Raw genomic sequence first — 23872 nt, 5'->3', positions numbered from 1 at the left:
CGATCCGTATCTCTACCGCTTGTTGAACTTATTGAAGCCGCCGCCGCCCGGCCCGCGTCCGCCGAAGCTGGGGCGGTTGCCGCCAGAGCCGGGGCGGTTATTGCCGCGCGGGTTTTCGTCGGGGTGGGCGACGCCGGCGCTGACGTTTTTGCCGCGCAGGGTGGTGGCGTTGAGGGCCGCGATGACTTTGGGGACGAAGTTGGCCGGGACTTCCACGAAGGAGGTGCGGTCCATGATGTCGATCGCGCCGATCTGGCGGCCGGTGAGGCCGGCTTCGTTGGTGATGGCGCCCACGAGATCGCCGGGTCGCAGGTTGTCCTGCCGGCCGAGGCTGACGAACAATCGCACCATGCCGGCTTCGGGCTGCTCGGAGTCCGCCGCGAGTTCCTCGGCGGTGTCCGGCGGCGCGCTGTGGCGGTCTTTCCAAAGCAGATAAAGGGCGGCGGCGGCGATTTCGCTCGCGTCGTACTCCGAGGTCAGCGACTCGACCGTCGCCATATGGCCGTCGAACTCGCCGCTCGTCAGGGTTTCGCGCAGGGATTCGGCCAGCGCTTCGCGGCGGCGGGCGGTGATATCCGCGGCGCTTGGGATGCGGACGGGTTTGATCTGCGTGCCGATCATCTTCTCGATGGCTTGCAGCTGGCGACGTTCGCGGCCTTCGACAAGGGTGATGGCGTCGCCGGAGCGTCCCGCGCGGCCCGTGCGGCCGATGCGGTGGATGTACTGCTCGATGTCCCAGGGCAGCTCGTAGTTGATGACGTGCGTGACCGTCTCGATGTCCAGGCCGCGCGCGGCGACATCGGTGGCGATCAGCATGTCGGCGAGACCTTCACGGAACCGCTTCATAACGCGGTCACGCTCCGGCTGTCCCATTTCGCCGTGCAGCGGCTCGGCGAGATACCCACGCAGGCGCAGGGATTCCGCGAGTTCGTTGCACTGCTGTCGGGTGCGGCAGAAGACGATGGTCGGGCCGGGCGTCTCCATGTCCAGCACGCGGCCGAGCGCTTCGAGCTTGCGGCCCTGCGGCACTTCGTAGTAGGTCTGGCGCGTGGTGTCCACGGTGCGGCGCTTGGACTCGATCTTGACGCGCTGCGGGTTCTTTAAAAACTGCTGCGTCAGCGCCATCACGCGCGGCGCCATGGTGGCGGAGAAGAACGCCGTCTGGCGCTCTTCGGGCAGTTCGGCCAGGATCGTCTCGACTTCCTCTAGGAAGCCCAGCGCCAGCATCTCATCGGCTTCGTCCAGCACGCAGAAGCGGACTTGATCGAGCGCGATCGAGCCGCGCCGGAGGTGGTCGAGCACGCGGCCGGGCGTTCCGACGACGATGTGCGCGCCGGCGCGCAGGGCGCGGAACTGGCGGTCGAGCGGCTGCCCGCCGTACACGGGGACGACGCTCAGGCCGGCGTATTTGGCGAACTTATGGATGCCGTCGGCAACCTGGATCGCCAGTTCGCGCGTCGGCTCCAGAATGATCGCCTGGATCGCGTTCGACTTAGGATCGACCATCTGGACCAGCGGCAGCGCGAACGCGGCGGTCTTGCCCGTGCCCGTCTGCGCCTGTCCGATCAAGTCGCGCCCGGCAAGCAGCGGCGGAATCGCGCCCGCCTGAATCGCCGTCGGCGCTTCGAAGCCCAGGTCGGAGATCGCCTTCAGCACTTGCTCCGAAAGGCCGAGGTCCGAGAATTTGATCGGCTCGGCGTCGTCGGCGGATGCGTCCACGGGAGCCGCCACAGCGACGGCGTCGGCGGCGGGCGCCGCTTTCTTTGCCTTCAGCGCTTTGACGGCGGGCGGCGTGCGATCCACGGGCTCAGACGCGATTGGAACGGCCTTCGGCGCGGGCGGCGTCTTTTTGGGAGAAGGCTTCGGCTCCTCAACGGCTTCCGGCGCACTCGCCGATTCGTCGGAGGCGGACGCCTCGACAGCCGGCGCCTGCTCGTCCGAGTGAGGCGCTTCGGCGACTGTCTCCGGCTCTTGCGATTCGGGAGCGTCGAAGGTCAGCGCTTCCTCCTCAATCTCCTCTTCTTCAGCGGCGAGTTCTACATCGCTGACGAGGGACCCGTCGTCCGTAGGTTCGAACTCTTCGGACGATGCGGATTCAAAGAGCTCATCGGCGTCGCCGGCTTCGAGCTCGTTGTCCGTCGTCTCCGAAAACTCATAGCCGGCGTCGTCCGACGTCGGGGCGTGCATCACTGTCGATTCTTCATCAGCGTTCGTCTCGTCGGCTACGCGGTCGGCGGCTGGGCGCGTGGTGCGCTTGGCGCCGGACATCACGACGATGACTTTCTTGCGCGCCGGAGAGCGCTCGGGAGTGCGCATCTGCTCGATCGTCAGCGGTTCGCGAACGGCCGGAACGACAATCGTGCGCTTCGGCGCGCTCGGCGCGGCGGCGGTCGATTCCGTGTCGGCTTTCGGAGCGCTTGGCTTGGGAGACATCGGTTTCCCGGGCATCAGCTTTGACGGCCGCACATCCGGACGCTCGTTCTGTCCGTATGCGCTGCGGCCGGCGGAGCTGTCCGGCCGGCCCTGTCCGAAGGGTGGTCGTCCTCCTGGCCGGTCTTGACCATACGAGGGCCGATCCTGGCCGTACGAAGGACGTCCGCCCGCACCCTCGGGGCGACCCTGACCGTAAGGCGGCCGACTCGGTCCGTCGGGGCGGCCCTGGTACGGCGGGCGTCCGCCCGGTCCGTCCGGCCGACCCTGATAGGGCGGTCGCCCGCCGGGGCCATCGTTGCGGCCCTGGTACGGAGGTCGTCCGCCGGCGCCTTCCGGTCGTCCCTGTCCGAAGGGAGGACGGCCCGCAGGCCGGTCCTGGCCGTAGGACGGTCGATCCTGCCCATAAGACGGCCGTCCGCCTTCCGGGCGTCCCTGTCCATACGGCGGCCGGCTTGGTCCATCGGGGCGGCCCTGGTACGGCGGGCGTCCGCCCGGTCCGTCCGTCCGGCCCTGATACGGCGGTCGCCCGCCGGGGCCGTCCGGTCTGCCCTGTCCGTAAGGCGGTCGTCCGCCGGGACCGTCGGGGCGACCCTGATAGGGTGGGCGTCCGCCGGGGCCGTCGGGACGTCCTTGTCCAAACGGAGGCCGCCCTGAGGGGCGGTCCTGGCCGAAAGATGGCTTGCCGCCGGGCGCGCCGGGCCGGCCGCCGGTGGAGGGACGCCCGTCGCCGGGGCCTTGTCCGTCCGATCGGCCTTGATACGGAGGACGTCCGCCGGCAGAGTCCGGGCGGCGCGGCGCGGGCGCGTCCGCGCTTCCGCCATTGACCCAGGGACCGTCCTTCCAGGGCTTGGATTTGGGAGCCGGGGCGGCGGCGTCGGGGCGCGACGGCCCCTTGCGGTGAGCGCCTTTGGCGCCGGATCCGCTGCTTTTTGAGTTGTAATCGTTTTTCTTAGGCATAATATGTTCCCTTCAGTGTACCCGGACTCAGCCCGGAACCACGGAAAACGAGCATATTCGCCAGGTTTCGTCCTCCCGAGCGTAATTTACGGCGTCCAATGGCGGCGTTCAAAGTCGGCGATCATTTGTATATTCTTACGCTCCGCAGGCGTAAATTTTGCCTCCACGGCGGCCGCATCGTCGATCTTGGGGTGATACCAATCGAACTTCAGGAAGAACTGATTGACCAGCGTGCGCTGAAATCGGTAGCCATGCGCGGCGTAAGGGACGCAGCGCATGAGGTCCAGTATCGACATCGTATCATCGTGCTTTTCCTGTTCCTGCTTTGTAATGTTCGTGAGGTCGACCGATTCCACGGACATACCGTCCTTAAGCCCTGTGAAACGCGTTATCAACGCGCCGGCTTCGTCGGCATTGCTGTTCATGCTGCCGAGAAGCGACGCCAAAAACCAATCGTTGGTGTCATAAACCGTCTCCACACCGATCTGGTCGGGAAGCGGCGCAATCACCGGGCCGGTCGCTACGGGAGCGCTCTCGTTTTCCGGCAATTGCTGGCGCACCTGCTGGGCTTCGTAGTCCGCCGTAATTCCCGGCAGCGCGACAAATCCCCAAAGCGTCGCCAGGCCGCCGATCACAACCCTCTTGCGGTGCTCATGGCGTCGTCTGGGATCGATTTCGTGAAGGGCCGCGCGCCGCTTGTACGTCATATACCAGACGCCCCAGATGAGAATGACCGCCAAAATCTGCGGCTCCTGCATGAATACCTTGCCGTGCAGTGTCCAAAAATCGCTCATGATTTTGCCTTTCCCAGACGCGCGACCCGCCGCGCGCACCAAACGGCGGCGTCCATCAAATAACCGAGCACAACGAGACAATAGAATATCCCGACGATGGTCCCTAAACTATGATAGGTGACGAAGGCGCCGAGAGTCAGCACTTGCATGATTTGATCGCCGAAATTCGGCTTGAACGCCGCTTTGGCGTTTGGGGCGCGCTTTAGGGATATCTCCGACGCCGGAGGCGGGGAGCAGTGGGGGCATGTGAGAAATGGGGGACGATTTCGCGTTCGCATTGTGTGCATGTCATGGTTCTGTCTTTGCGCCTCTCGTGCAGCGGAATGTTGATATGGAACGGTACTCCGCGTCTGAGCGGCAACCCGGAAAGGCCGGCGCAAAATATTTTGCGCCGGCCAAACAACACTGATTAAGCCTGCCTGATTTCGGGAAGGATTCCACAGCATTGACGCCGACGACAGATTCGCATCATGGAGGATGTCCCAATGTCTCAAGGCGACCCGATTCCGATACTGATGAATACGCGCGCCGGCGCGATGCACGCCGAATCCGGCGAGCAGCAGTTACAAAACATGGCGGCGGAGATCGGTCTGGATATTCAGGTCATTCGGACACAATCGAAGGAAGATTTTCAAAGCGAGCTGAGAAAGCTGATTGCGGCGAAGGCGCCAAAGGCGGCGATCGCCGGCGGCGACGGGACCGTGGGGCTTGCGGTGCAGGAACTGGCGCACACGCAGACGGCGCTGGGGATTCTGTCTCAAGGGACCTTCAACAACTTCGCGAGCGCCCTGCGCCTGCACCATAACCTGCCGGCGGCGCTGCGCACGCTCAAAGACGGGACGCCGAAGGCGGTGGATCTGGGAAAGATCGGCGATCGATACTTCACCGAGTCGGCGGGCGTCGGCCTGTTCGCGGAATCGCTGGCGCTGTACGGGCGCGGCAGCAACAAGAACTTTCTGCGCGGTCTCTACGCGCTGACGCGCCTTTCCCTGGCCTTTCGGGCGCAGGACATCCAATTGATTCTCGACGGCGAGGCGCACTCAGGCCGGATCACGCTCTGCGAGGTCTGCAACACCTATCGGATCGCGCAGGCCGCGCCGGTCGCGCCCAAGGCCGATGTCGACGACGGACTTCTGGACATTGTCGTTTTCCGGGATGTGCGCCGCCGGGAGCTGCCGGCGTACTTACGCGCGGTGCGCGCCCAGATGCATCTGGGGCTGCCGAAGGTCGAGGTGCTGCGCGCCAAGGAAATCCGGATCGAGGCGCGCCGTCCGATGAATGTCCACGCCGACGATCAGATTATCGGCGTCACCCCCCAGACCGTGACCGTGCAGCCGGGCGCGCTGCAAGTATTGGTTGATCAGGAACTATGAGCACTCCATCCCTCTTATTTATCCAATATCCGGCTTCCGGCGCGAGCGCGCCGCCGCCGGCGAAGCCGGGCGATCTCCTGCTGTTCGTGCGGCCGCACCGGCTGCTCGACTATGTGATCAAGCTGTTCACGCTGTCGCGGTACTATCATGTGGGGATCTATGCGGGCGACGGCCATGTGCTGGAGGCTCGTCCAAAGGGCGTGGGCCGGAACAGTCTCGCGGATCGCAAGGGCGGCTATGTGGTCGCGCCCGCGCCGCACGGCAAAGGCGCGGAGGCGCTGGCGTGGGCGGAGACTCAGATCGGCGCGAACTTCGATCGCTGGAACATGGTCCACGTGCTGCTGGAGCATATCTTCGTGAAGATCCAGCTCAACATCGTGCCGTCGGGCAAATATTCGTGCGGAGAATTGGCCGCTACGGCGTTTTATCACGCCGGCGTGCGTCTCTTCCCGGACCGCGATCTGGACGACATCGAGCCCAAGGACTTCGCGCGCTTTCTTCCCAAGGAAGAAGCCGAGCGCCGGCCCGTTTCCAACACCTGAGCGCTGGGTTTGTGGAGGCGGCGCCCAAGCGCCTCCCGAATCACGATGCAGACAACCAGCCAGGGCAGCCCCGCCGACCAGCCCGCGATCACATCCGTCGGATAGTGAACGCCCAAATAGACGCGCGAGAGGCCGACCATCACGATCAGGGCGATGGTCGTCGCATGGATCAATCGACGATCCGTCTTATCGCGCGTCAGCGTCCCCGCGAAGTAACCCAGCAGCCCATACACGGACATCGAGAAAAGCGAGTGCCCCGACGGAAACGAATACCCGGTCGCGTGCATGAGGGGGACGAAGAGGGTCGGCCGCGCTCGGTGAAAACACGCCTTCGCCGTCAGAATAAGGATCCCGGCCCCGCTCGCCGCGATCGGCATCGTCCACGCCATATCCCGCAGCCGCGCCCGGCGCGCGCCGATGATGACTCCCAAAATCGAGATCGCGATCATCATTCCCGTCGAGCCGACGCCCGCGAGAACCAGCGACAGATCCGTCAGCCACGGCGCCTGGCGCTGATGGATCCAATCGATCGCGGCGCGGTCGAACGGAGTCGGTCCCGCATGGAAATTGTGAACCTGACTCCAGTCCCATACGAAAACCACTAGGGCAAAGAGACACACGATGAGGCCGGCCGTGAGGCGCCGTTTTACTGTGCTCATGTGATGAGCATGGTTCCGAGCGGCTGATTTTGATCTAAACGGCCGTCTGTTGGACGAATCTTGACCTTCATACCCTATAGTTTTTCGTGTGAAAGAACCGTGCATACATGTTTATACCCACGTACGGGGTAAAATCAGAGCCAGTTAAGTGAACCACACACGCAGCGCAAAGGCCGCGCCGGTGAGGAAGACCATTCCCGGAGCGCCCCTCGGCTGGCGTCAGAAAGTTAACCCCTCATGCTTTTGGATGCAAAGATCCCTAAGAAGATCGCGATTCTCGAAACAACATACGCCGCCCTGCGCTACTCCGTCGTGGCTCCTCTGGAGATGGAGCTGGCGGAGACGCTGGAGCATTACCGCGGCGTTCCGCCGGCGAAGGCCGGTTTGGAGTGGCGCAAGGTGACCGCCGGAGATCGCTGGGGCGATAGCTGGATGACGGCGTGGCTGAGGGGAAATGTTGAGGTCCCGATCGCGCTGGACGGTCAGCCCGTCTTTCTGCGCGCGGCGACGGGCGCGGGTGAGTGCATGCTGCTGATCGACGGGACGCACCGGGGCGTTTTCGACGTCAACCATCCCGTGCGCCTTCTCGCGCTTCAGGCGGTTGGCGGCGCCGTCCACGAGATCCACTTGGAAGCCTATTCGGGGCATACGTTCCCCGGAACACAGCCCTTTGATGAACCCCTGGTGGTGGCGGGAGGCGCGCCGCAGGACAGCGGCATCGCGATCGGCAAGGGCGCGCGCACGTTCGACAAGGTCGAGCTGGTGACCGAGCGCGCCGATGTCAGCGCGTTTCTCTTCGAGCTGCGCGCATTGCGTCAGCTTTCCGAAGCGCTGGACGAGAGCAGCCTGCGCCGAGGGAAGATCCTGGCGGCGATGCAGCAGGTCTTCACCGCCGTCTACGCCAAGCCGGAAGTGGTGGAGGAAGATGTCTGGCGCGCCGGCCTCGCCGAAGCGCGCCGCGTGATGCGCCCGTTGCTGGAGATGAAGAACGGGCCGACCACGCCGAAGTTCGGCATCATCGGCCACTCGCACATCGACACCGCCTGGCTCTGGCCGATCGCCGAGACGCACCGCAAGCTCGCGCGCACCTTCTCCTCGATCCTGAGTTTGATGGATCAGTACCCCGACTTTAAATTTACATCGAGCGCCGCCTATCACGCCGATGTGGTCCGCGAGCTGTATCCCGAGATCTTCTCACGCATCCAGCAGCGCGTGAAGGAGGGGCGCTGGGAGATCAACGGCGCGATGTGGATCGAGCCCGACTGCAACATTCCGTCGGGGGAATCGTTCGTGCGCCAGTGCCTCGTCGGGCAGCGGGCGACGCGCGAGATGTTCGGCGTCACCTCCGACACGCTCTGGCAGCCCGATGTCTTCGGCTACTCCGCCGCCCTCCCGCAGATCCTGCGCGGCAGCGGCGTCGAGTTCTTCTGCACCACGAAGCTCGGCTGGAACGACACCAACCATTTCCCCTACGACACCTTTGTCTGGAAGGGCATGGACGGCAGCTCCGTCCTTTCCCACTTTAACTTGATCCACTGCTGGCCCGATCCAGAGACGCTGATCCGCGCCTGGAAGGAAGTGCAGCACAATGACGTCCAGGACCGGCGGCTTCTGACCTTTGGCTACGGCGACGGCGGCGGCGGCCCGATGGCCGAGATGATCGAGATGGGGCGTCTTTCTCAAGATCTGGAAGGCAGTCCGCGCGCCGAGTATCAATCGATCAGCGAGTTCATGACCGGCGTGCGCGATGAAATCTCCAACCTGCCGACCTGGACCGGCGAGCTCTACTTAGAGCTGCATCGCGGCACTCTGACATCGATCGCCCCGATCAAGCGCGGCAACCGCAAGTGCGAGTTCGCCCTGCGCGACGCCGAGCTTGCCGCCACGATCGCCGCATTGAAGTACGGCGCGGCCTATCCGGCGTCTGAACTGCTCGCCCAGTGGAAGAAAGTCCTGCTTAACCAGTTCCACGATATCCTGCCCGGATCGTCGATCGCCCGCGTCAACGACGAAGCGATCACCTTGTTCGCCGAATGTCTGACCGAGACGCAGGCGCTGGGACGGCGCGCTTTGGAGACGCTGGCGCAGGGTACGGGAGACGGAGTTCTCCTGACAAATAGCCTGAGCTGGGAGCGCGGCGGCGAGATCGAGCTGACGGGCCTTCCCACAGGCGCGCAGCCTGACGTGGAGGGACTGGTCGGGCAGGAGTTCGAGGACCTCGACGGTGTGTCGAAGCTCGCGGTGACCGGTCTGCATCTGCCGAGTCTTGGCTACCAGGTCGCATCGCTCGCGCCGCTGGCCGCGCCTCCGGCCAGCGCGCCGTTTGTCGTCACCGAGGACGCCGTGGAGACGCCGTTCGCCAAAGTACGATTTGACGACTACGGCCGGATCGTTTCGTTCTATGACGTGGCGTCTCGGCGTGAACTGGTCACGAAGGGCGGCGCATTCAACGCCTTCTTAATGGGCGAGGATGTGCCGCAGGCCTGGGATAACTGGGACATCGACCGCGATCAGCGGCTCAAGCTCGCGCCGCAGACCGATCTGGTGGAGCGCGCGGTGATCGCCGAAGGCCCGCTGCAATTGCGCATCCGTCAGAAGCACCAGATCGGCGGACAATCCTGGTTGACCCAGGATATCGTCTTCCATGCGACGACCGCGCGCGTGGACTTCGACACCGCCGTCGACTGGAAAGAGAAGTATCAGTTCCTGAAGGTCGGCTTCGCGCTGGATATCCATGCGGACACCGCGCGCCATGAGATCCAGTTCGGCCACGTGACCCGCAGCGCTCACGACAACACCACCTGGGACCGCGCCCAGTTCGACGTCTGCGCGCACAAGTGGACCGACATCAGCGAGAACGGCTTCGGCGTCACCTTCCTGAACGACTGCAAGTACGCCTGCACGATCAAGGACGGCGAATATCGCCTCAGCCTGATCAAGTCCGGCCGCCACCCCGATCCGCGCGGCGACGAAGGCCGCCACCGCTTCGCCTACGCCCTGCTGCCGCACGCCGGCGGCTTCAGCATCGAAAACGTTGTGCGCCCCGCGTATGAGTTCAACCTCCCGCCATCCGCCACGCTCTCGTCCCAGGCGGGCGCGTCGTTCAGCCTGGCGAGCGTGGACGCCCAGAACGTCATCATCGAGTCCGTGAAGTGGGCCGAAGACGGCGGCGGCTTCATCCTGCGCCTCTACGAAGCCGGACGCACGGGAACGCACGCCGTGGTGAAGTTCGGCGTTCCCGTGACCTCCGTCAGCGAGACCAACTTGCTGGAGGAAGATCCAACCGCGCTGGAAGTGTCGGAGGGCGGCGTTTCGCTGTACTTGAAGGCGTTTGAAATTAAAACGCTGAAGGTGACTGTCTGAATGCCGATCGTCTTGCGTTCGTAATCGACGATTTTTCGCATCTATGAGATAAAATCGAGACACTATGGCAATCAAATCAACGATGATCCTCGCCGCCGCGCTGGCGGCCCCAATGTTTGCCGCGCTGGCCGGCGCGGCGAAGCCTACGACGGTCGCGCTTCCGGCCGGCGCCGCGCAGATCCTGGACAGCGCGACGCTGGAGACGGGAGGCGGGGCGTTTGTGGAGCGCAAGGCGGGCGGCGACGATATCGGCGGCTGGACCGATCCGCATGCGTTGATCCGCTGGACGGCGCAGATTCCCAAGCCCGGCGTCTACCATGTGGAGCTGGAGTACGCGCAGCCGACCGGAAATGACGGCGCGGCTTTGCGCATCAGTGTCGGCGATCAATCCGTGGAAACGACGCCGCCGGCGACGGGGGACTGGACGACCTACCAGACCGTCACCGCCGGCGACGTGCAGATCGCCCGAGCGGGCGACGTGGATGTCGTGATGACGGCGTCGAAGGCGCCTCACCCATATATCATGAATGTGCGATCTCTGACGCTTCGGCTCGCCAAACAAAAGAAGCTGAGCGCCCCGGCGGACGCGGCGGCGCTTTCGCCGCTGACCCTGGCCGGTAAGCGCGTGCTCTGGCTCGGGGACAGCATCACCCAGGACGGCAAGTATGTCACGGACATTCAGTACGCTCTGGAGAAGCGCTACCCAAGGCAGACGTTCGATATCGTGAGCATTGGTCTGGCGAGTGAGACGACGTCGGGACTGACGGAGAAGCGCCACCCGTTCCCGCGTCCGGACATCCATGAGCGCCTGAAGCGCGCGCTGGACAAGGTCAAGCCTTCGGTCGTGGTGGCGTGCTACGGCATGAACGACGGGATTTATCATCCGCAAAGCCCCGAACGCTTCGCCGCCTTCCAAAAGGGCGTGCGGACGCTGATCGACGCCGTGCGCGCGTCCGGCGCGCAGCTGGTTCTGCTCACTCCCCCGCCGTTTGACGCGAAGGTCGCCGGCAATCTGGAGAAGGCCGACGCCGCCGACTTCAGCTTTTCGGATCCCTACGAAGGTTATGACGACGTGCTCGCTCAGTACGCCGCCTGGGAGATGGGGCTGCACGAGCCGGGCATGCGGGTGATCGATCTGCATACGCCGCTGGCGGAATACCGAAAGAACGAGCGCATTTCCGATCCAAACTTTCGGGACACCGCCGACGGCATCCATCCCGACGCCGCCGGGCATCTCGCCATGGCGAACGTGGTTCTGACCGCCCTGGGCGTCCCGGTCAAAATGGATATGACCCACTCCGCCCTGGCTTCGGACGTCCAGGCGATGGAGGCGGATCCGCTCTACGACCTGGTCCGGCGCCAGCGCGAGAGGCGCTCCGCCGGATGGCTCGCTTACGTTGGATACACGCGCGGCGAGACCGTGCGCGCCGACAGCGTCGACGCCGCTGAAACGGCGGCGCAGGCGCTGACGCCGCAGATCGACGCGATGCGCCAGCCGATCCGCGTCGCCTGTGTCGGCGACAGCATCACCTGGGGCGCGAATATCGATAACCCCGCCGTCAACAGCTATCCCGCCGTTCTTGGCCGGATGCTGGGAGACCGCTACCGGGTCTATAACTTCGGCGTCAGCGGAACGACGATGCTGAAAAAGGGCGATTCGCCCTATTGGAATCAGGGCGCCTACAAGGCGGCGATGGATTCCCAGCCGAACATCGTCGTGATCATGCTCGGGACCAACGACACCAAGTCGCAGAACTGGAAGTACAAGGACGAGTATTCCGCGAACTATACGGAGATGGTGCGCCTGTTCGCCGCCCTTCCGACCAAGCCGAAGATCTTCCTATGCCGCCCCGTTCCCGTCCCGAAAACCGGAAACTACGGCATCAACGAAGCGGGCGTCCAGGAAGAGATCCCGATGATCGACGCCATCGCCGCGCGGGAGGCCGCGACGGAGGTGGATATCCACGCGGCGCTCAGCGGCCACGACGATCTCATCCCGGACAACGTGCATCCCAACGCCGCCGGCGCCCGGCTGATCGCGGGCGCGGTCTACAAGGCGGTTACAGGGCAGGAGCCGCCGGCGGGGACGGCGGGCTTCACCCTCTATTTCTAATATTGTCTCAAATCTGTCGTCAATCTCCCGAAACGGCCGCGCATACTGCGCGGCCGTTTTTGGTTTGCTTTTGGATGGAGTGTGCTATAATTCCTCAGAGCTAACAGAATCTTCGGGAGCAAGCGATCATGGCGATTCGATGGCAAGGGGATTGGATCTGGTCCGGCGAGGCGCTCCCGAAACGAAACGCCTTTGTTCGCTTCCGGCGAACCTTCGCTTATCAGGGCGGCGCGGCGGCGCTGTTTCTGACGGCCGACGCCCGTTATGTCTTATTTGTGAACGGCGAGCGGGTGGGGCAGGGGCCGGTGCGCGCCTGGCCCGGCTACTGGCGGTACGATTCCTACGATCTGACCCCTTATCTCCGGGCGGGCGACAACACCCTCGCCGTGCGCGTCCAGCACTATGGGGAAGGCAATTTTCAATATCTCCCGTCCCCGCCGGGGCTGCTTGCCCAGCTGGAGCTGGACGGTGAGACGATTGTCTCCGACACCGCCTGGCGCGCGAGCCCCGACCGCGCGTTCGTCAGCGCCGCCCCCCGCATCAGCGTTCAGCAGGGCTTTGAGGAGCAGTACGACGCTCGGCTCAGCGACGATTGGACGGCGGCCGATTACGACGATCGCGATTGGCCCCGCGCCATTTCCTTGCGCGGAGCGCTCGCGGGACCGCATCAGAACTTCCAAGATCGCGCCATTCCCTTCCTGACCGAAGAACCAGTCCTGCCGCAGCGGATCGTCAGCCTGGAGACCGTCCAGTCGATCCCGCACCGGGCAACGATCCACGTCAAGCCCTATCTCGTTCCCGGCGACATCACGTCCAATCACGTCAACGCCCATGTTCTCGCGGCGACTCAGATCTGGGCGCCCGAGGACTGCGGCGTCGCGCTGACGCCTTCGCACTTTGCGTTCGGCCCGGTCAAGGTCAACGGCGTTCTGGTCACTGACGGGCGCGCGAACCTCAAGGCGGGCTGGAACGACCTCTTGACGTCCTTCCATCACGCGAGCCACATTCAGGAATATGTGATCTGCTTCGACGGGCCGGCGGGCCTGCGCTTCTGCGCGCGCGGCGACGCCGGCGGCGCGCCATGGGCCGTCGTCGGCCCCTTCGGCCTGACCGCCGCCGACCGCCGTAAGTCCGAGACCTTCATGGATCTCAGCATCATCTCCGCGGAGCCGCTGGTTGAAGAAGCGACGTGCGAGGAAGGGGAGCGCGTTTGGGAGATGGGGCAGGTCGCGAGTTTGACGGACCGGCCATACTTCCAGGAAGTGCGCCCCGAACACCTGCCCAGCGTAAACGTCTTCGTGCAGGCGTATACGGACAAGGTGTGCGCCGGCGAAGTTCGGACCGAGCATCGGGACGGCCTGCTGTCGGGGAGCGAGTGGACGACGATCCAGCCCGATCCCGAAGGCCGCGATATCCGTATTCTGCTCGACTTCGGCCGCGAGATCGTCGGCGCGCATCAGTTTGAAGTCATTGCGGCCGAGGGAACTATTCTCGACACGCACAACTTCGAGTTCATCCAGCCGGACGGATTATATAACTTCGCCGAGACGATGAACAACAGCTTTCGGTACATCTGCCGCGCGGGACGGCAGTCGTATCGGACGCTTCTGCGGCGCGGCTTTCAATACACCTATCTGATCCTGCGCAATCTAACCTCGCCACTGCGCATCAAGGGGTTTCAGACGATCTACAGCAGCTATCCGCAGAGCCGGCGCGGGACATTCGCGTCGTCGGACGCCAAATTGGATCGGATCTGGCAGGTCGGCGCGGACACTCTGCGCGCCTGCGCCGAGGATACCTACACCGATTGTCCGAGCTACGAACAGGTCCACTGGGTCGGCGACGCGCGCAATGAGGCGCTGGTCGATTGGGTCGTCAACGGCGATCCACGCCTCTGGTATCGCTGTTTGGAGCAGGTCGGACAGAGCCTGGATCGCTCGCCGCTGACCGAGGCGCAGGTCCCCAGCGCCTGGCGGAACATCATCCCCACCTGGAGCTTCCTCTGGATGCGCTCCTGCCGCGAGTACCTGCTGTTTACCGGCGATCGGGACGGCGCGGCGCGTCTTTTGAAGTTCGCGGCGCGCAATATTGAGGGCATTTTACAGTACATTAACGCCGATGGCCTGTTCGATATCCACTCCTGGAACCTCTTCGACTGGGCGGAGATGGACACGCCCAATATCGGCGTCGTGACTCATCAGAACTGCATGGCCGTGCTCGCGCTGCGCGACGCCGCCGAGCTGTCCGAATGGCTGGGCGGCGCGGGGCGGGCCGCGGTATGGCGCAAGATGGCGGACAGCCTCAGCGACGCCGTGAATGCTCACCTCTGGAACGACGAGCGCGCCGCCTACACGGACTGCCTGCGGGACGGCGCCCACAGCAAAGTCTACAGCCAGCAGACACAAACCGTCGCCCTCATGTCCGGCGTCGCGTCCGGCGGGCGCGGCGAACGCTGCCGCGAAATCATCCACGCGCCGCCCGAAGGTTTCGTCCGCGCCGGCAGTCCGTTCTTTGAATTCTTCCTGCTGGAGTCATTCCAGCAGGAAGCGCGCGAGCAGGATTTCGTCGACACCATCCGCCGCGACTGGGGATTTATGATCGACATGGGCGCGACGACCTTCTGGGAAATGTGGTCCGGCCGCACCGGCCGCCTCACCCGCAGTCATTGCCACGGCTGGTCGGCCGCGCCCACCTACTTCCTGTCCACCTATGTTCTCGGCGTGCGCCCGCTTTCACCAGGCTATCGTTCCGTTGTGGTCGAACCGCACCCCGCCGATCTGACCTGGTGCCGAGGCAGCGTCCCGACGCCGTTTGGCGATATTCATGTCCAATGGGAGAACCCAAACGGCGCTCCGTTTGTTATCAGAGTCAAGGCGCCGGAAGGCGTGGAGGTGATCGTGCGCGCGCCGAGGTGATCTGTTTCCGACTATCCTGGCGCTTTGGCAAACCTACCCTCGGCCTCCGGCCGCCCCTCCAGGGCAAACCCACCCCCGCGCTTCGCGCGACCCCTCCCGCCGACGGGAAGGGTTATTTCAGAGGGTGTTATCGTAGGCGACTTGCGTAAGTGGCAATCTTACTCACCCTTCCCGTCGGCGGGAGGGGTCGCGCGAAGCGCGGGGGTGGGTTTGCCCTGGAGGGGCGGCCGGAGGCCGGGGATAGCTTTGCGCACGAGGGGACACGCGAAGGCCGCGCGTGGGCAAATCGGGTATTTGAATCGCATGCGAACCATTCTCCATCTCGATCTCGACGCATTCTACTGCGCTGTCGAAGAACGGCGCGATCCCAGTCTGCGCGGCAAGGCGTTCGCGGTCGGCGGATCGCCGGATGGGCGAGGGGTGGTGGCGTCGTGCTCATATGAGGCGCGGCGGTATGGCGTCCGGTCGGCGATGCCGATGGGACGGGCGCGGGGGCTGTGTCCGGGGCTGCTCTGTCTGCCGTGCGATTTCTCCGCGTACCGGGCGGCGAGCGCGGAGGTGATGGCGCGCGTGCGTGGGGTGACGCCGCTTGTGGAGCAGATCTCGATCGATGAGGCGTTTATGGATGTCTCGGCGCTGCGGGAGCCGGGGATACAAATCGCGCGCCGCCTTCAGGATGAGATCCGGAATGAGCTGGGGTTATCGTGCTCGCTGGGAATCGCCACGAATAAGCTCGTCGCCAAGATCGCGACGGATGTGGGGAAGATGCGCGTCGGTACGGGCGCGTCGCCTCAGGCGATCTGCGAAGCGCCGCCGGGAGGGGAAGCCGCGTTTCTCGATCCCTTGCCGGCGGATGCGCTTTGGGGCGTCGGCGGGCGGACATCCGAGCGGCTCGCGGAGCTGGGCGTCCGTACGATCGGCGATATCGCCCGCTGGCCGGAGGCGGATCTGCGCCGGCGATTTGGCAAGCATGGCGACTTCATGGCGCGGCATGCCCGGGGACTCGACGACCGTCCGATCGTCACCGAGCGTGACGCCAAGTCGATGTCCAAAGAGACGACGTTCGCCAGGGATGTTACGGACGGCGACATGCTGCGGCAGACGCTGCGCGCGCAGGTCCGCCAGGTTTGCGCGCATCTGAAGAAGGACGGCGTTTGCGGCGGGACGGTGAAGCTCAAGATCCGCTGGTCCGACTTCACGACGCTCACGCGCCAGTTCTCCGTGCCCCACCCCACCGATCAGGAATCCGTCATTCTCCCATTGGCCTTAAAACTTCTCGATCAAATCTGGCCCGAAGGGCGCCCGGTGCGTCTGCTCGGCGTGGGCGTTGGTAACCTGGAAGTTCCCCTGCAGCTCAATCTCTGGGACACGCGCCCGGCGGAGGAGGCGGCGAAGGCGAAGAAGGTGGACGCCACGCTGAATGCGCTGCGGGAGCGCTTCGGCGAATCGGCGCTGCGCCGGGCGCAGGATCTGCTGGAGCCTCCGTTTTCGAACGGTGAAGAGTAATCCCGCTTTCCAGATCTTCAGAATGTTCTAATCTCCCGGAGCGTGGTGTATAATCCTTCAACGCAATACAATGTCAGAAGGACTTACCGATATGTCTGCCTCGGCGCCTGTCAAAGTTTCTCAGACGGTTTATCCTGACGGACGTTTGGTGGATGACCGCATCGTCGGCCTGATCGTGCGGCCCGAAACCCATATCGTCGATCCGCGCGGCGAATTGGTTGAGATTTACTCCCCCGCTTGGAATTTGCACCCTGAGCCGCTTGTCTACGCGTATCAGGTCCGGATCAATCGAGGGCAAGGACGCGGGTGGGTCGTGCACGCCAAGCAGGATGACCGGATCCATCACTGCGTGGGAACGCTGCACTGGGCGTTTTACGACGACCGCAAGGATTCTCCAACGCATGGAATGCTCAATAAGATCACGATCAGCGAACGGAACACCGCGCTGATCGTCATTCCCAAGGGTGTGTACCATGCAGTGATGAATGTCGGCTCCGAAGACGCCATCATGATCAACCTGCCGACGAAGCCTTACAATCACGCCGATCCGGACAAATTCCGCCTGCCGTTTCAAAACGATCTGATCCCCTATGATTTCGGCGACCTTGGTCCTCAGTAAACGTCCCCATGATCGACACGACCGCATCGCCGGCTCCGCTTGTGAGCGTGATTATCGCCACTTATAACCGCAGCGCGACGCTGCGCTGGACGATCGAAAGCGTGCTGCGCCAAACGTGCGCGGACTTTGAGCTGCTGGTGATTGGGGACGCCTGTATGGACGACACCGCCGAAGTCGTCGCGTCGTTCGGCGATCCCCGAATCCGCTGGATCAATCTGCCGGTCAACACGGGGTCGCAGAGCGGGCCGAACAGCGAGGGGCTGCGCCGGGCGCGGGGGCGGTATATTGCGTATCTGGGTCATGATGACCTGTGGTTTCCCTGGCGCCTTTCGGGGATGACGGAGGCGCTGGAAAGCAGCGGCGACGACTTTGTGCATGGCCTTGTGGCGCTGCTCGCGCCCGAAGGCGTGCGCGGCGTGGCCGGCAAACCGCCGGAGGGGCAAGCGTATGGGACGTTTAACGCGCCGCCTTCGGGCTGGCTGCATCGCCGGTCCATCGTGGATGTGATTGGTTACTGGGCCGATCCGGCGTCGCTGTCGCGGCCGATCGATGTCGAATATCTCGGCCGCGCGTACAAGGCGGGATTGAAGGTCCGGCATCTGCCCGCGCTGTCCGTCCTCAAATGGCCGTCCGCGTGGTGGCGCGCCTATGCGCTCACGGAAGGGTATCCGCAGGCGCACTTCGCCGCCTTGATGAGTTCCGACCCGAAAGCGGCGTATGACGAGGTAATGCAGGGCATCGCGATTCGCCTGGCGGAAGATTGGGATCCCAGAGTTCCCGTGCGCGTGTCGGCGCGCCGCCTGGCGCTGTCGCTGCAGCACGTCGTGGGGCAGTCGCCGCTCTGGAGCCGGTGGCCGCTGAGCGATGTCGCCCGGTGGCGCGCGCAGCAGTTCCGCCGGAGATCCCGCCGCGATCGCGGTCTCGGTTCACCGTCTCAATAGTATCCTTATGACCCAAGACATCGGCGCTTTTGACACGCGGCGCACGCTCCGGCGTGTGATCGGCTTATTCTCCTCCTACCGTCCCCAGATCTGGCTGACCGTTGCGGGCGTCACCTGCTCCGCCGCGCTCGGCCTGCTGCCGCCGCTGTTTCTCAAGGTGATCGTCAATCAGGGAATCCTCCCGCGGAATATGAGCGTCGTGACCCGGTACTCGGCGTACACCATCCTGGCGGTTCTCGCCGGCATGGGCGTGACGATGCTGTACAACTACGTCAGTATCCAGGTCGGTCAGAAGATCATGCGCGATCTGCGGCGTAAGCTGTTCGCGCACTTGCAGGCGATGCCACTGCGGTTCTTTACCGAGACGCGAACCGGGGAGATCCAGTCGCGCATCTCCAGCGATGTCGGCGGCGTGCAGGGCGTGGTGAGCGACACGGCCACGACGGTGTTATCCCATACGGCGATCGTGCTATCGACGGTCGGCGCGATGCTGGCGCTGGATTGGCGGCTGACGCTGTTTTCCATGGGGACGCTTCCGTTATTCGCGCTGATCGCCGCGAAGGTCGGCCGCATTGGCCGGACGATCAAGCGAGACGCTCAGGAGCAGACGGCTTTGCTGACGGCGGCGACGCAGGAAATGCTCTCTGTTTCGGGGATTTTGCTGACGAAGACGACTGGGCGCCAGGGGCTGACGCTGGAGAAGTTCGACCGTGAAAACGACGCGCTGACGACGCTGCTGATCAAGCAATCGCTGCTGACTCGCTACTTCTACGACCGGATCGGAGTCATACTCTCGCTCACGCCGATTCTGGTCTACTGGATGGCGGGATATCTGATGATCGGCCACGGCGCGCGGGAGATCAGCCTGGGCGGCATCGTCGCCTTCACCGCCTTGCAGTCGCGCCTCTTCTTTCCGCTCGCCGCTCTGCTGAACATTCAGGTGCAGCTGACCAGCACCCTCGCGCTTTTCGACCGCATCTTCGAGTATCTGGACCTGAAGCCCGAGATCGCCGACGCGCCCGAAATCGCCAATGGCGCCGCGCAGCCTATCGTCGGCGCGGTCGAGTTCGACGGCGTTACGTTCCGTTACAAGGCCGGCCAGGAAAAGCCGACGCTGGCCGATGTGTCCTTTTCCGCGCAGCCCGGCCAATTGATCGCCCTCGTCGGTCATTCCGGCGCCGGCAAGAGCACCATGACGTATCTGCTCGCGCGTTTGTACGACGTTAGCTCTGGGGCTGTGCGAATTGATGGCGCCGACGTCCGCAATATCCCGCTCGCCTCGCTGGGCGCGTCCATCGGCTTCGTGACCCAGGAAACCTTCCTGCTGCACGACACGATCCGCGAAAACCTGCGCTTTGGCGACCCTGACGCCACCGACGAGCAGATCGCCGAAGCCGCCAAAGCCGCCGCGATCCACGATCACATCCTCACCCTGCCGGACCGTTACGAGACAATCGTCGGCGAGCGCGGTTACAAGCTTTCCGGCGGCGAGAAGCAGCGCATCGCCATCGCGCGGGCCATCCTCAAGAACCCCCGGATACTCGTTCTCGACGAAGCAACCTCCGAGCTTGACACCCATTCGGAACAGGCGATCCACGCCGCCCTCACGCCGCTCATGCGCGGCCGCACGACGATCGCCATCGCCCATCGTCTCTCCACCATCCTTGCCGCCGACCAGATTCTCGTGATGGACAGCGGCCGGATCGTCGAACGCGGAACGCACGACACCCTTCTCGCCGCCGGCGGCCGCTACGCGAAGCTCTTCGCGGCCCAATATGAGAACGGCGCGGCGGCCGCGCGATAGAGCGAAACTCTAACTCCCGGAAACGCGCCAAACTTTGATCGCGCCGGATCCTCCGTACGCGAGATAGCGGCCGTCGGGCGAAAAGGCGAGATGCGGGTAGCCGGCGTTTCCCAGATCTCCAACGCTGACCGCGCCGACTTCACGGCGCGCGCGAATGTCCCAGAGGTGGATCTCACTGTCCTCCAGAATGGCGACACGGTTCCCCTGGACCGCGCATATCCGAGCTAAGTATTGGCGGAGATGAATCGTCGGCTGGCCCCACGCGGGCGACCACAGCGAGACGCCGTTGCTCCAGGTGACGAGGCGTCCGTTTCCCACCGCGAACCATTGCCGGTCCCAGCGGCGCGGAATCTTGCGGAAGACGCCGTGGTATCCCTTGTCGCGCTGTCTGCCGGTGCTGGGATCGACTAAGTAAAGCGGGCCGGGACCGCTCGAGCACTCGCCGCTTTGGAAGGTCCCGCAGGCGAGGGTCAGGCCGTCGGGAGAGAATTGGAGCACTTCGATCCCGTCCGAGGGCAGATGGGTTTGACGCAGCGTTCGCCCCGTCGCGCTGTCGGAGATCCGCAAGTCGCCGCCGGCGTAGCCCGTCGCGAGAAGCCGCCCATCCGGCGAATAGGCCACCGAGATCAGCGGCGCGGGGAGCCGGCGTTTCGACAGTTGTTTTCCCGTTTCGGCGCTCCAGAACGCGATCACGCCTTCGTGACTGTATTTAGTCTGGAAATCATCCCACAGGGTGCTCCAGCTCCCGGCGAGAATGCGTTTGCTGTCCGGCGTAAAGGCGATGCAGTTGACCTTATCATCGGTTTTCAGCGTCTGGACCAATTTGAGTTGAACGGCGCCCGGGGAAGCGTCCGCGCTCAAACGAGAAGGGGATTCCTGGGAGATTGCGTGGATGCGCGCCGCCAGATGGATCGCCGCGAGCGATCCCGACCCGGCCAGGAGCACGCCGGCCAGAGCGAAGCCGCCGCGCGTGGCGCCGCGTCGATCCCGATGTTCGGCGAGGATCGATTCCAGACGCCGCGCGATCTCGCGCGGCTGCGCCATCGCCACGGCGGCGAGGGGCTGCCGGGAAGCCGTCAGCCCGCGAGCGACGTCCAGCAGATGGGAAGCATAGTCGGCGGCGGGGACGCCTGCGCCGAGAACAAGATCGTCGCACGCCTGCTCGCTCTCCAGGCGCAGCTTCTGAGCGGCGACCCACACGAGCGGATTCCACCAGTACAGCGCGCAGACGAACTGGGTGAGCGCCATCGTCAGCCAATCCCGGCGGCGGATGTGCGCCGTCTCATGCAGTATCGCGGCGCGGAGGCGCTCCTCCGGCCACTCGCTCGCATTGCGCGGCAGCAGGATCGTCGGGTGGAGCACGCCGCAGGTCATCGGGACGGACAGCGTGCGATCGGTGGATCCCACACGCAGGACGACGCGCCGCGCGACCGACAGCCGCCGCCGCGCGTCCTGAACGCGCTCCCATGTCGCCCCTCCCAGGATCACATCGCAGCGCTGGACCAGGCGCCGCGCGCCCGCGAAACCCAGCAGCGTTCGCGCCAGCATCAAACACACGCCGGCGATCCAGATGAGCAAAAGCCAGGGTGCGCTCGGGCTCGTTCTTTGCCGAGCAAGCGCCGGAGCTGCGTTTTGCGCTGAGTCTTTCGTCTTTGCGTGAGCCGCCGTCATCGGCGCGGCGCGGGAAATCGATGGCGGCGTCACATCGCCTGTGACGATTGGAGGGAAAGGACTTGCGGACGAGAGACGGCCGCTCTCGCGGGCCTCTGGATCGCGCTGGGCGGCGATTGCAGAATGACGAGCGCTGGAGGAGGGCGCGGCGGCGGGCAGGATCGGGAGCGTGAATTTCGGGACGGAAAGGCTGAGCAGAGGTAGGCCGGCCAGCGCGAGCAGTGACGCCAGCCACAGCGTATGGCGCGACGCCGCCGAGGCGCGGCGCAGGGCGATGCTCAGCGTGAAGGCGAACGCAAGCACCAGGACACTTTTGACGGACACGCTCGCCCAAAGCGCGGTTGTGGGATCTGTCGAATTGCCTGCGGCCCAGGAGAGAGTATCCATCTTAGTCCTCGCGATCCGATTGCGTCTCCGATTCTGGCGCGGCGTCGGGCGTCTTGGCGGCCCGCGCTCGCTCGATCATTTCGCTCAGCCGGTCCAGTTCCTCCGGCTTGAGGTTCTTCCCGCGCACGGACAGCATCGTCGCCATCACCTGTTCCACCGAGTCGTCGAAGAATGTCTGAAGCAGCCCGGACAGCGCCGAGCGCGCCGCGCTCTTGCGCGCCCGCGTCGGCGCGTAAATAAACCGGCCGTTCTCCTCGGCGTGCGTTAGATGCCCCTTGCTCTCCAGAATGCGCAGATGCGTCCGCACCGCCGAATTGCTGAGATCGTCCGCCAGACCGTCCATCACCGCCGCCACATCCGCGCGGCCATGGCGATAGATAATCTCCATGATCTGCTGCTCGCGCTTGGTCAGATACTCTTCTTGTTTTCGCGGCATGATTTCCCTCACAAAGTACTGTTAACAATTTAACACACGGGAGGCGTTTTGTCAAGCGATCCGTTAATTTTTTAACGGGGACTATTCCGTGTCGGCCAGGAGCGCCGCTTCGGCGCGCAGGTCGCGGGCGCGGCGCGCCCATTCGCTGTCCGGGTAATGTTCTAGGAAGGTGGAGAGCATGATGTAGGCGGCCTGGGGATCGGCGCTGAGCAGGAGCTGGCCGAGGCGCAGGTGGGCGATCTCGCTTTCCGAGGCGTCCGGGGTTTCGGCGATCAGATCCTGAAGGAGCACGATCGCGGTGGGGCGGTCGCCCTGGTCCTGCGCGGCGCCGCTCAGACGCAGGCGTTCGCGTGAGGTGAAGGCAAGGGGCAGGCCCAGGCTCACGGCTTGGGCGCAGGTTTGGATTGCGTCGACATGCTGTCCCTGGCGCTGGAACAGACGGACGGCGCCCGCCATTTCGCGCGCCGCCTCGCGCCGCTCCTCCGCGCTGCCGTACTTCGCCTCAGCCGCCGCCAATTCCACGCGCACGGCGGCGTTGTCGGGATCGAGCTGCAGAAACGACCGGAACTTCTCGACCGCGACGGCGTGGCGGTCGCGGCCATGCGCTACGGCCGCGCGCGCGTCCTCCAGCGTATACTCCTGGCGGCCGTCTCGGAAAAGCCCGGTCAGCTCCGCCGTAAGCAGGCCGAAGACAAAGCCGCCGAGGTGCGCCCAGTAAGCGATGCCCCAGCTGGCGGGGTCCAGAATACCCCGGAACGCGCCGGCGAGGTTTTGCGCGAGCCATACGCCGAGCGCCGCCAGCGCCGGCGCTTCCAGGTCTCCCCATTTGTTGCCCATCAGGAAGCCGATCGGCCAGATCAGGCGCAGATGCGCCCGGTGATAGCGGATCGCGAAGGGCGCCAAGATCGCCGAGACCGCTCCGCTCGCGCCGACCAGAGGCTCCGGCGTGGAGGGCAGATGCGAGGCGAAGAGCAGCACCACCGCCATATGCAGCAGGCCGGCGGTGATCCCGCCGCCCAGATAGAGAATCAGAAAGGTCCAGGGGCCGACGGCGTCCTCCACATGCGGGCCGAACAGCCAGAGGAAGGCCATGTTCCAGAAGACATGGGCGAGGGAGACGTGGAAAAACAGCGACGTCACCAGCGTGATCGGCCGGGGCGCGAGCGGGAGCAGTCCCCAGACTCGGAACAGATGGCTTCCGAAATCCGACGAGTGGTCGGGCAGCGTCACGAGGTAAACGAGGACGTTGATCGCGATCAGTGTGTACGTCACCCACGGCGTGCGCCGGATCTTTTGTCCGGCGCCGACGGGGAGCGGGGTCACCAGAAGCAGGGCGACCCACCAGGAGGAAAAACGCAT

Annotated in this window: 16 protein-coding genes; 9 read left to right on the top strand and 7 right to left on the bottom strand. The window is 64.5% G+C overall.

All coding sequences use genetic code 11. From position 1 onward, the window contains the following. Positions 1–12: 12 nt before the first annotated feature. From D5261_RS33145 to D5261_RS33135, 3 genes are all read right to left on the bottom strand, one after another. Positions 13–3390, bottom strand: a complete 3378-nt coding sequence (locus D5261_RS33145; protein WP_218025502.1) for a DEAD/DEAH box helicase — start codon at positions 3388–3390, stop codon at positions 13–15. Between the two features lie 86 nt (positions 3391–3476). Beyond that, entirely contained in the window at positions 3477–4184 is a 708-nt protein-coding gene (locus D5261_RS33140; RefSeq protein WP_119319883.1) for a YARHG domain-containing protein, read from the bottom strand. Next, complete coding sequence (locus D5261_RS33135; RefSeq protein WP_165863969.1) at positions 4181–4333, bottom strand: hypothetical protein; 153 nt, start codon at positions 4331–4333, stop codon at positions 4181–4183. The genes D5261_RS33140 and D5261_RS33135 overlap by 4 nt, the downstream gene beginning before the upstream one ends. A gap of 336 nt (positions 4334–4669) precedes the next feature. Between D5261_RS33135 and D5261_RS33130 the strand changes: the two genes are divergently transcribed. Both D5261_RS33130 and D5261_RS33125 read left to right on the top strand, forming a co-directional pair. Then, positions 4670–5557, top strand: coding sequence for a diacylglycerol/lipid kinase family protein (locus D5261_RS33130; RefSeq protein ID WP_165863968.1), 888 nt, complete (start codon positions 4670–4672; stop codon positions 5555–5557). Beyond that, the gene (locus D5261_RS33125; RefSeq protein ID WP_125205811.1) at positions 5554–6099 is read left to right on the top strand and encodes a C40 family peptidase; all 546 of its coding nucleotides are present in this window, start codon (positions 5554–5556) and stop codon (positions 6097–6099) included. The genes D5261_RS33130 and D5261_RS33125 overlap by 4 nt, the downstream gene beginning before the upstream one ends. Here D5261_RS33125 and D5261_RS33120 read toward each other — a convergent pair. Next, positions 5985–6758, bottom strand: coding sequence for a phosphatase PAP2 family protein (locus D5261_RS33120; protein WP_165863967.1), 774 nt, complete (start codon positions 6756–6758; stop codon positions 5985–5987). The two genes, D5261_RS33125 and D5261_RS33120, sit on opposite strands and share 115 nt — an antisense overlap. 237 nt (positions 6759–6995) lie before the next feature. On the opposite strand from D5261_RS33120, the gene D5261_RS33115 reads away from it, so the two are divergent. The 7 genes from D5261_RS33115 to D5261_RS33085 all read left to right on the top strand — a co-directional run bounded on the left by D5261_RS33115 (position 6996) and on the right by D5261_RS33085 (position 20019). Then, entirely contained in the window at positions 6996–10121 is a 3126-nt protein-coding gene (locus tag D5261_RS33115) for an alpha-mannosidase (RefSeq protein WP_119319878.1), read from the top strand. A 64-nt stretch (positions 10122–10185) separates the two neighbouring features. Then, positions 10186–12234, top strand: coding sequence for a DUF459 domain-containing protein (locus tag D5261_RS33110; RefSeq protein ID WP_119319877.1), 2049 nt, complete (start codon positions 10186–10188; stop codon positions 12232–12234). Positions 12235–12362: 128 nt separating this feature from the next. Continuing rightward, complete coding sequence (locus D5261_RS33105; RefSeq protein WP_119319876.1) at positions 12363–15149, top strand: family 78 glycoside hydrolase catalytic domain; 2787 nt, start codon at positions 12363–12365, stop codon at positions 15147–15149. Positions 15150–15452: 303 nt separating this feature from the next. Further along, positions 15453–16655, top strand: a complete 1203-nt coding sequence (dinB, locus tag D5261_RS33100; RefSeq protein WP_119319875.1) for a DNA polymerase IV — start codon at positions 15453–15455, stop codon at positions 16653–16655. Positions 16656–16746: 91 nt separating this feature from the next. After that, on the top strand, positions 16747–17274 hold the full coding sequence (locus D5261_RS33095) for a dTDP-4-dehydrorhamnose 3,5-epimerase family protein (RefSeq protein WP_165863966.1): 528 nt from the start codon (positions 16747–16749) through the stop codon (positions 17272–17274). A gap of 8 nt (positions 17275–17282) precedes the next feature. Next, entirely contained in the window at positions 17283–18215 is a 933-nt protein-coding gene (locus tag D5261_RS33090) for a glycosyltransferase family 2 protein (protein ID WP_119319873.1), read from the top strand. A 7-nt stretch (positions 18216–18222) separates the two neighbouring features. Then, positions 18223–20019 (top strand): ABC transporter ATP-binding protein, encoded by a 1797-nt coding sequence (locus D5261_RS33085; protein WP_119320281.1) that lies wholly within the window; start codon positions 18223–18225, stop codon positions 20017–20019. Between the two features lie 9 nt (positions 20020–20028). Here the strand turns inward: D5261_RS33085 and D5261_RS33080 are convergent, their stop codons facing one another. From D5261_RS33080 to D5261_RS33070, 3 genes are all read right to left on the bottom strand, one after another. Beyond that, a complete protein-coding gene (locus D5261_RS33080) occupies positions 20029–22077 on the bottom strand; it encodes a M56 family metallopeptidase (protein ID WP_119319872.1) in 2049 nt (682 codons plus the stop codon). A 1-nt stretch (position 22078) separates the two neighbouring features. Continuing rightward, positions 22079–22513, bottom strand: a complete 435-nt coding sequence (locus D5261_RS33075; RefSeq protein ID WP_119319871.1) for a BlaI/MecI/CopY family transcriptional regulator — start codon at positions 22511–22513, stop codon at positions 22079–22081. Positions 22514–22594: 81 nt separating this feature from the next. Next, complete coding sequence (locus D5261_RS33070) at positions 22595–23872, bottom strand: rhomboid family intramembrane serine protease (protein WP_119319870.1); 1278 nt, start codon at positions 23870–23872, stop codon at positions 22595–22597.

This window comes from Capsulimonas corticalis (genome assembly GCF_003574315.2).
GTDB classification, from domain to species: Bacteria; Armatimonadota; Armatimonadia; order Armatimonadales; family Capsulimonadaceae; genus Capsulimonas; species Capsulimonas corticalis.
The sequence above is the reverse complement of the archived record's forward strand: the minus strand, read 5'-3'. Positions and strand labels throughout refer to the sequence as shown.

Coding starts and splice junctions, on each gene's coding strand:
- D5261_RS33115 (WP_119319878.1), top strand. CDS start 6,996: ATGCTTTTGGATGCAAAGATCCCTAAGAAGATCGCGATTCTCGAAACA.
- D5261_RS33145 (WP_218025502.1), bottom strand. CDS start 3,390: ATGCCTAAGAAAAACGATTACAACTCAAAAAGCAGCGGATCCGGCGCC.
- D5261_RS33075 (WP_119319871.1), bottom strand. CDS start 22,513: ATGCCGCGAAAACAAGAAGAGTATCTGACCAAGCGCGAGCAGCAGATC.
- D5261_RS33140 (WP_119319883.1), bottom strand. CDS start 4,184: ATGAGCGATTTTTGGACACTGCACGGCAAGGTATTCATGCAGGAGCCG.
- D5261_RS33130 (WP_165863968.1), top strand. CDS start 4,670: ATGTCTCAAGGCGACCCGATTCCGATACTGATGAATACGCGCGCCGGC.
- dinB (WP_119319875.1), top strand. CDS start 15,453: ATGCGAACCATTCTCCATCTCGATCTCGACGCATTCTACTGCGCTGTC.
- D5261_RS33120 (WP_165863967.1), bottom strand. CDS start 6,758: ATGAGCACAGTAAAACGGCGCCTCACGGCCGGCCTCATCGTGTGTCTC.
- D5261_RS33090 (WP_119319873.1), top strand. CDS start 17,283: ATGATCGACACGACCGCATCGCCGGCTCCGCTTGTGAGCGTGATTATC.
- D5261_RS33110 (WP_119319877.1), top strand. CDS start 10,186: ATGGCAATCAAATCAACGATGATCCTCGCCGCCGCGCTGGCGGCCCCA.
- D5261_RS33080 (WP_119319872.1), bottom strand. CDS start 22,077: ATGGATACTCTCTCCTGGGCCGCAGGCAATTCGACAGATCCCACAACC.
- D5261_RS33105 (WP_119319876.1), top strand. CDS start 12,363: ATGGCGATTCGATGGCAAGGGGATTGGATCTGGTCCGGCGAGGCGCTC.
- D5261_RS33070 (WP_119319870.1), bottom strand. CDS start 23,872: ATGCGTTTTTCCTCCTGGTGGGTCGCCCTGCTTCTGGTGACCCCGCTC.
- D5261_RS33095 (WP_165863966.1), top strand. CDS start 16,747: ATGTCTGCCTCGGCGCCTGTCAAAGTTTCTCAGACGGTTTATCCTGAC.
- D5261_RS33085 (WP_119320281.1), top strand. CDS start 18,223: ATGACCCAAGACATCGGCGCTTTTGACACGCGGCGCACGCTCCGGCGT.
- D5261_RS33125 (WP_125205811.1), top strand. CDS start 5,554: ATGAGCACTCCATCCCTCTTATTTATCCAATATCCGGCTTCCGGCGCG.
- D5261_RS33135 (WP_165863969.1), bottom strand. CDS start 4,333: ATGCAAGTGCTGACTCTCGGCGCCTTCGTCACCTATCATAGTTTAGGG.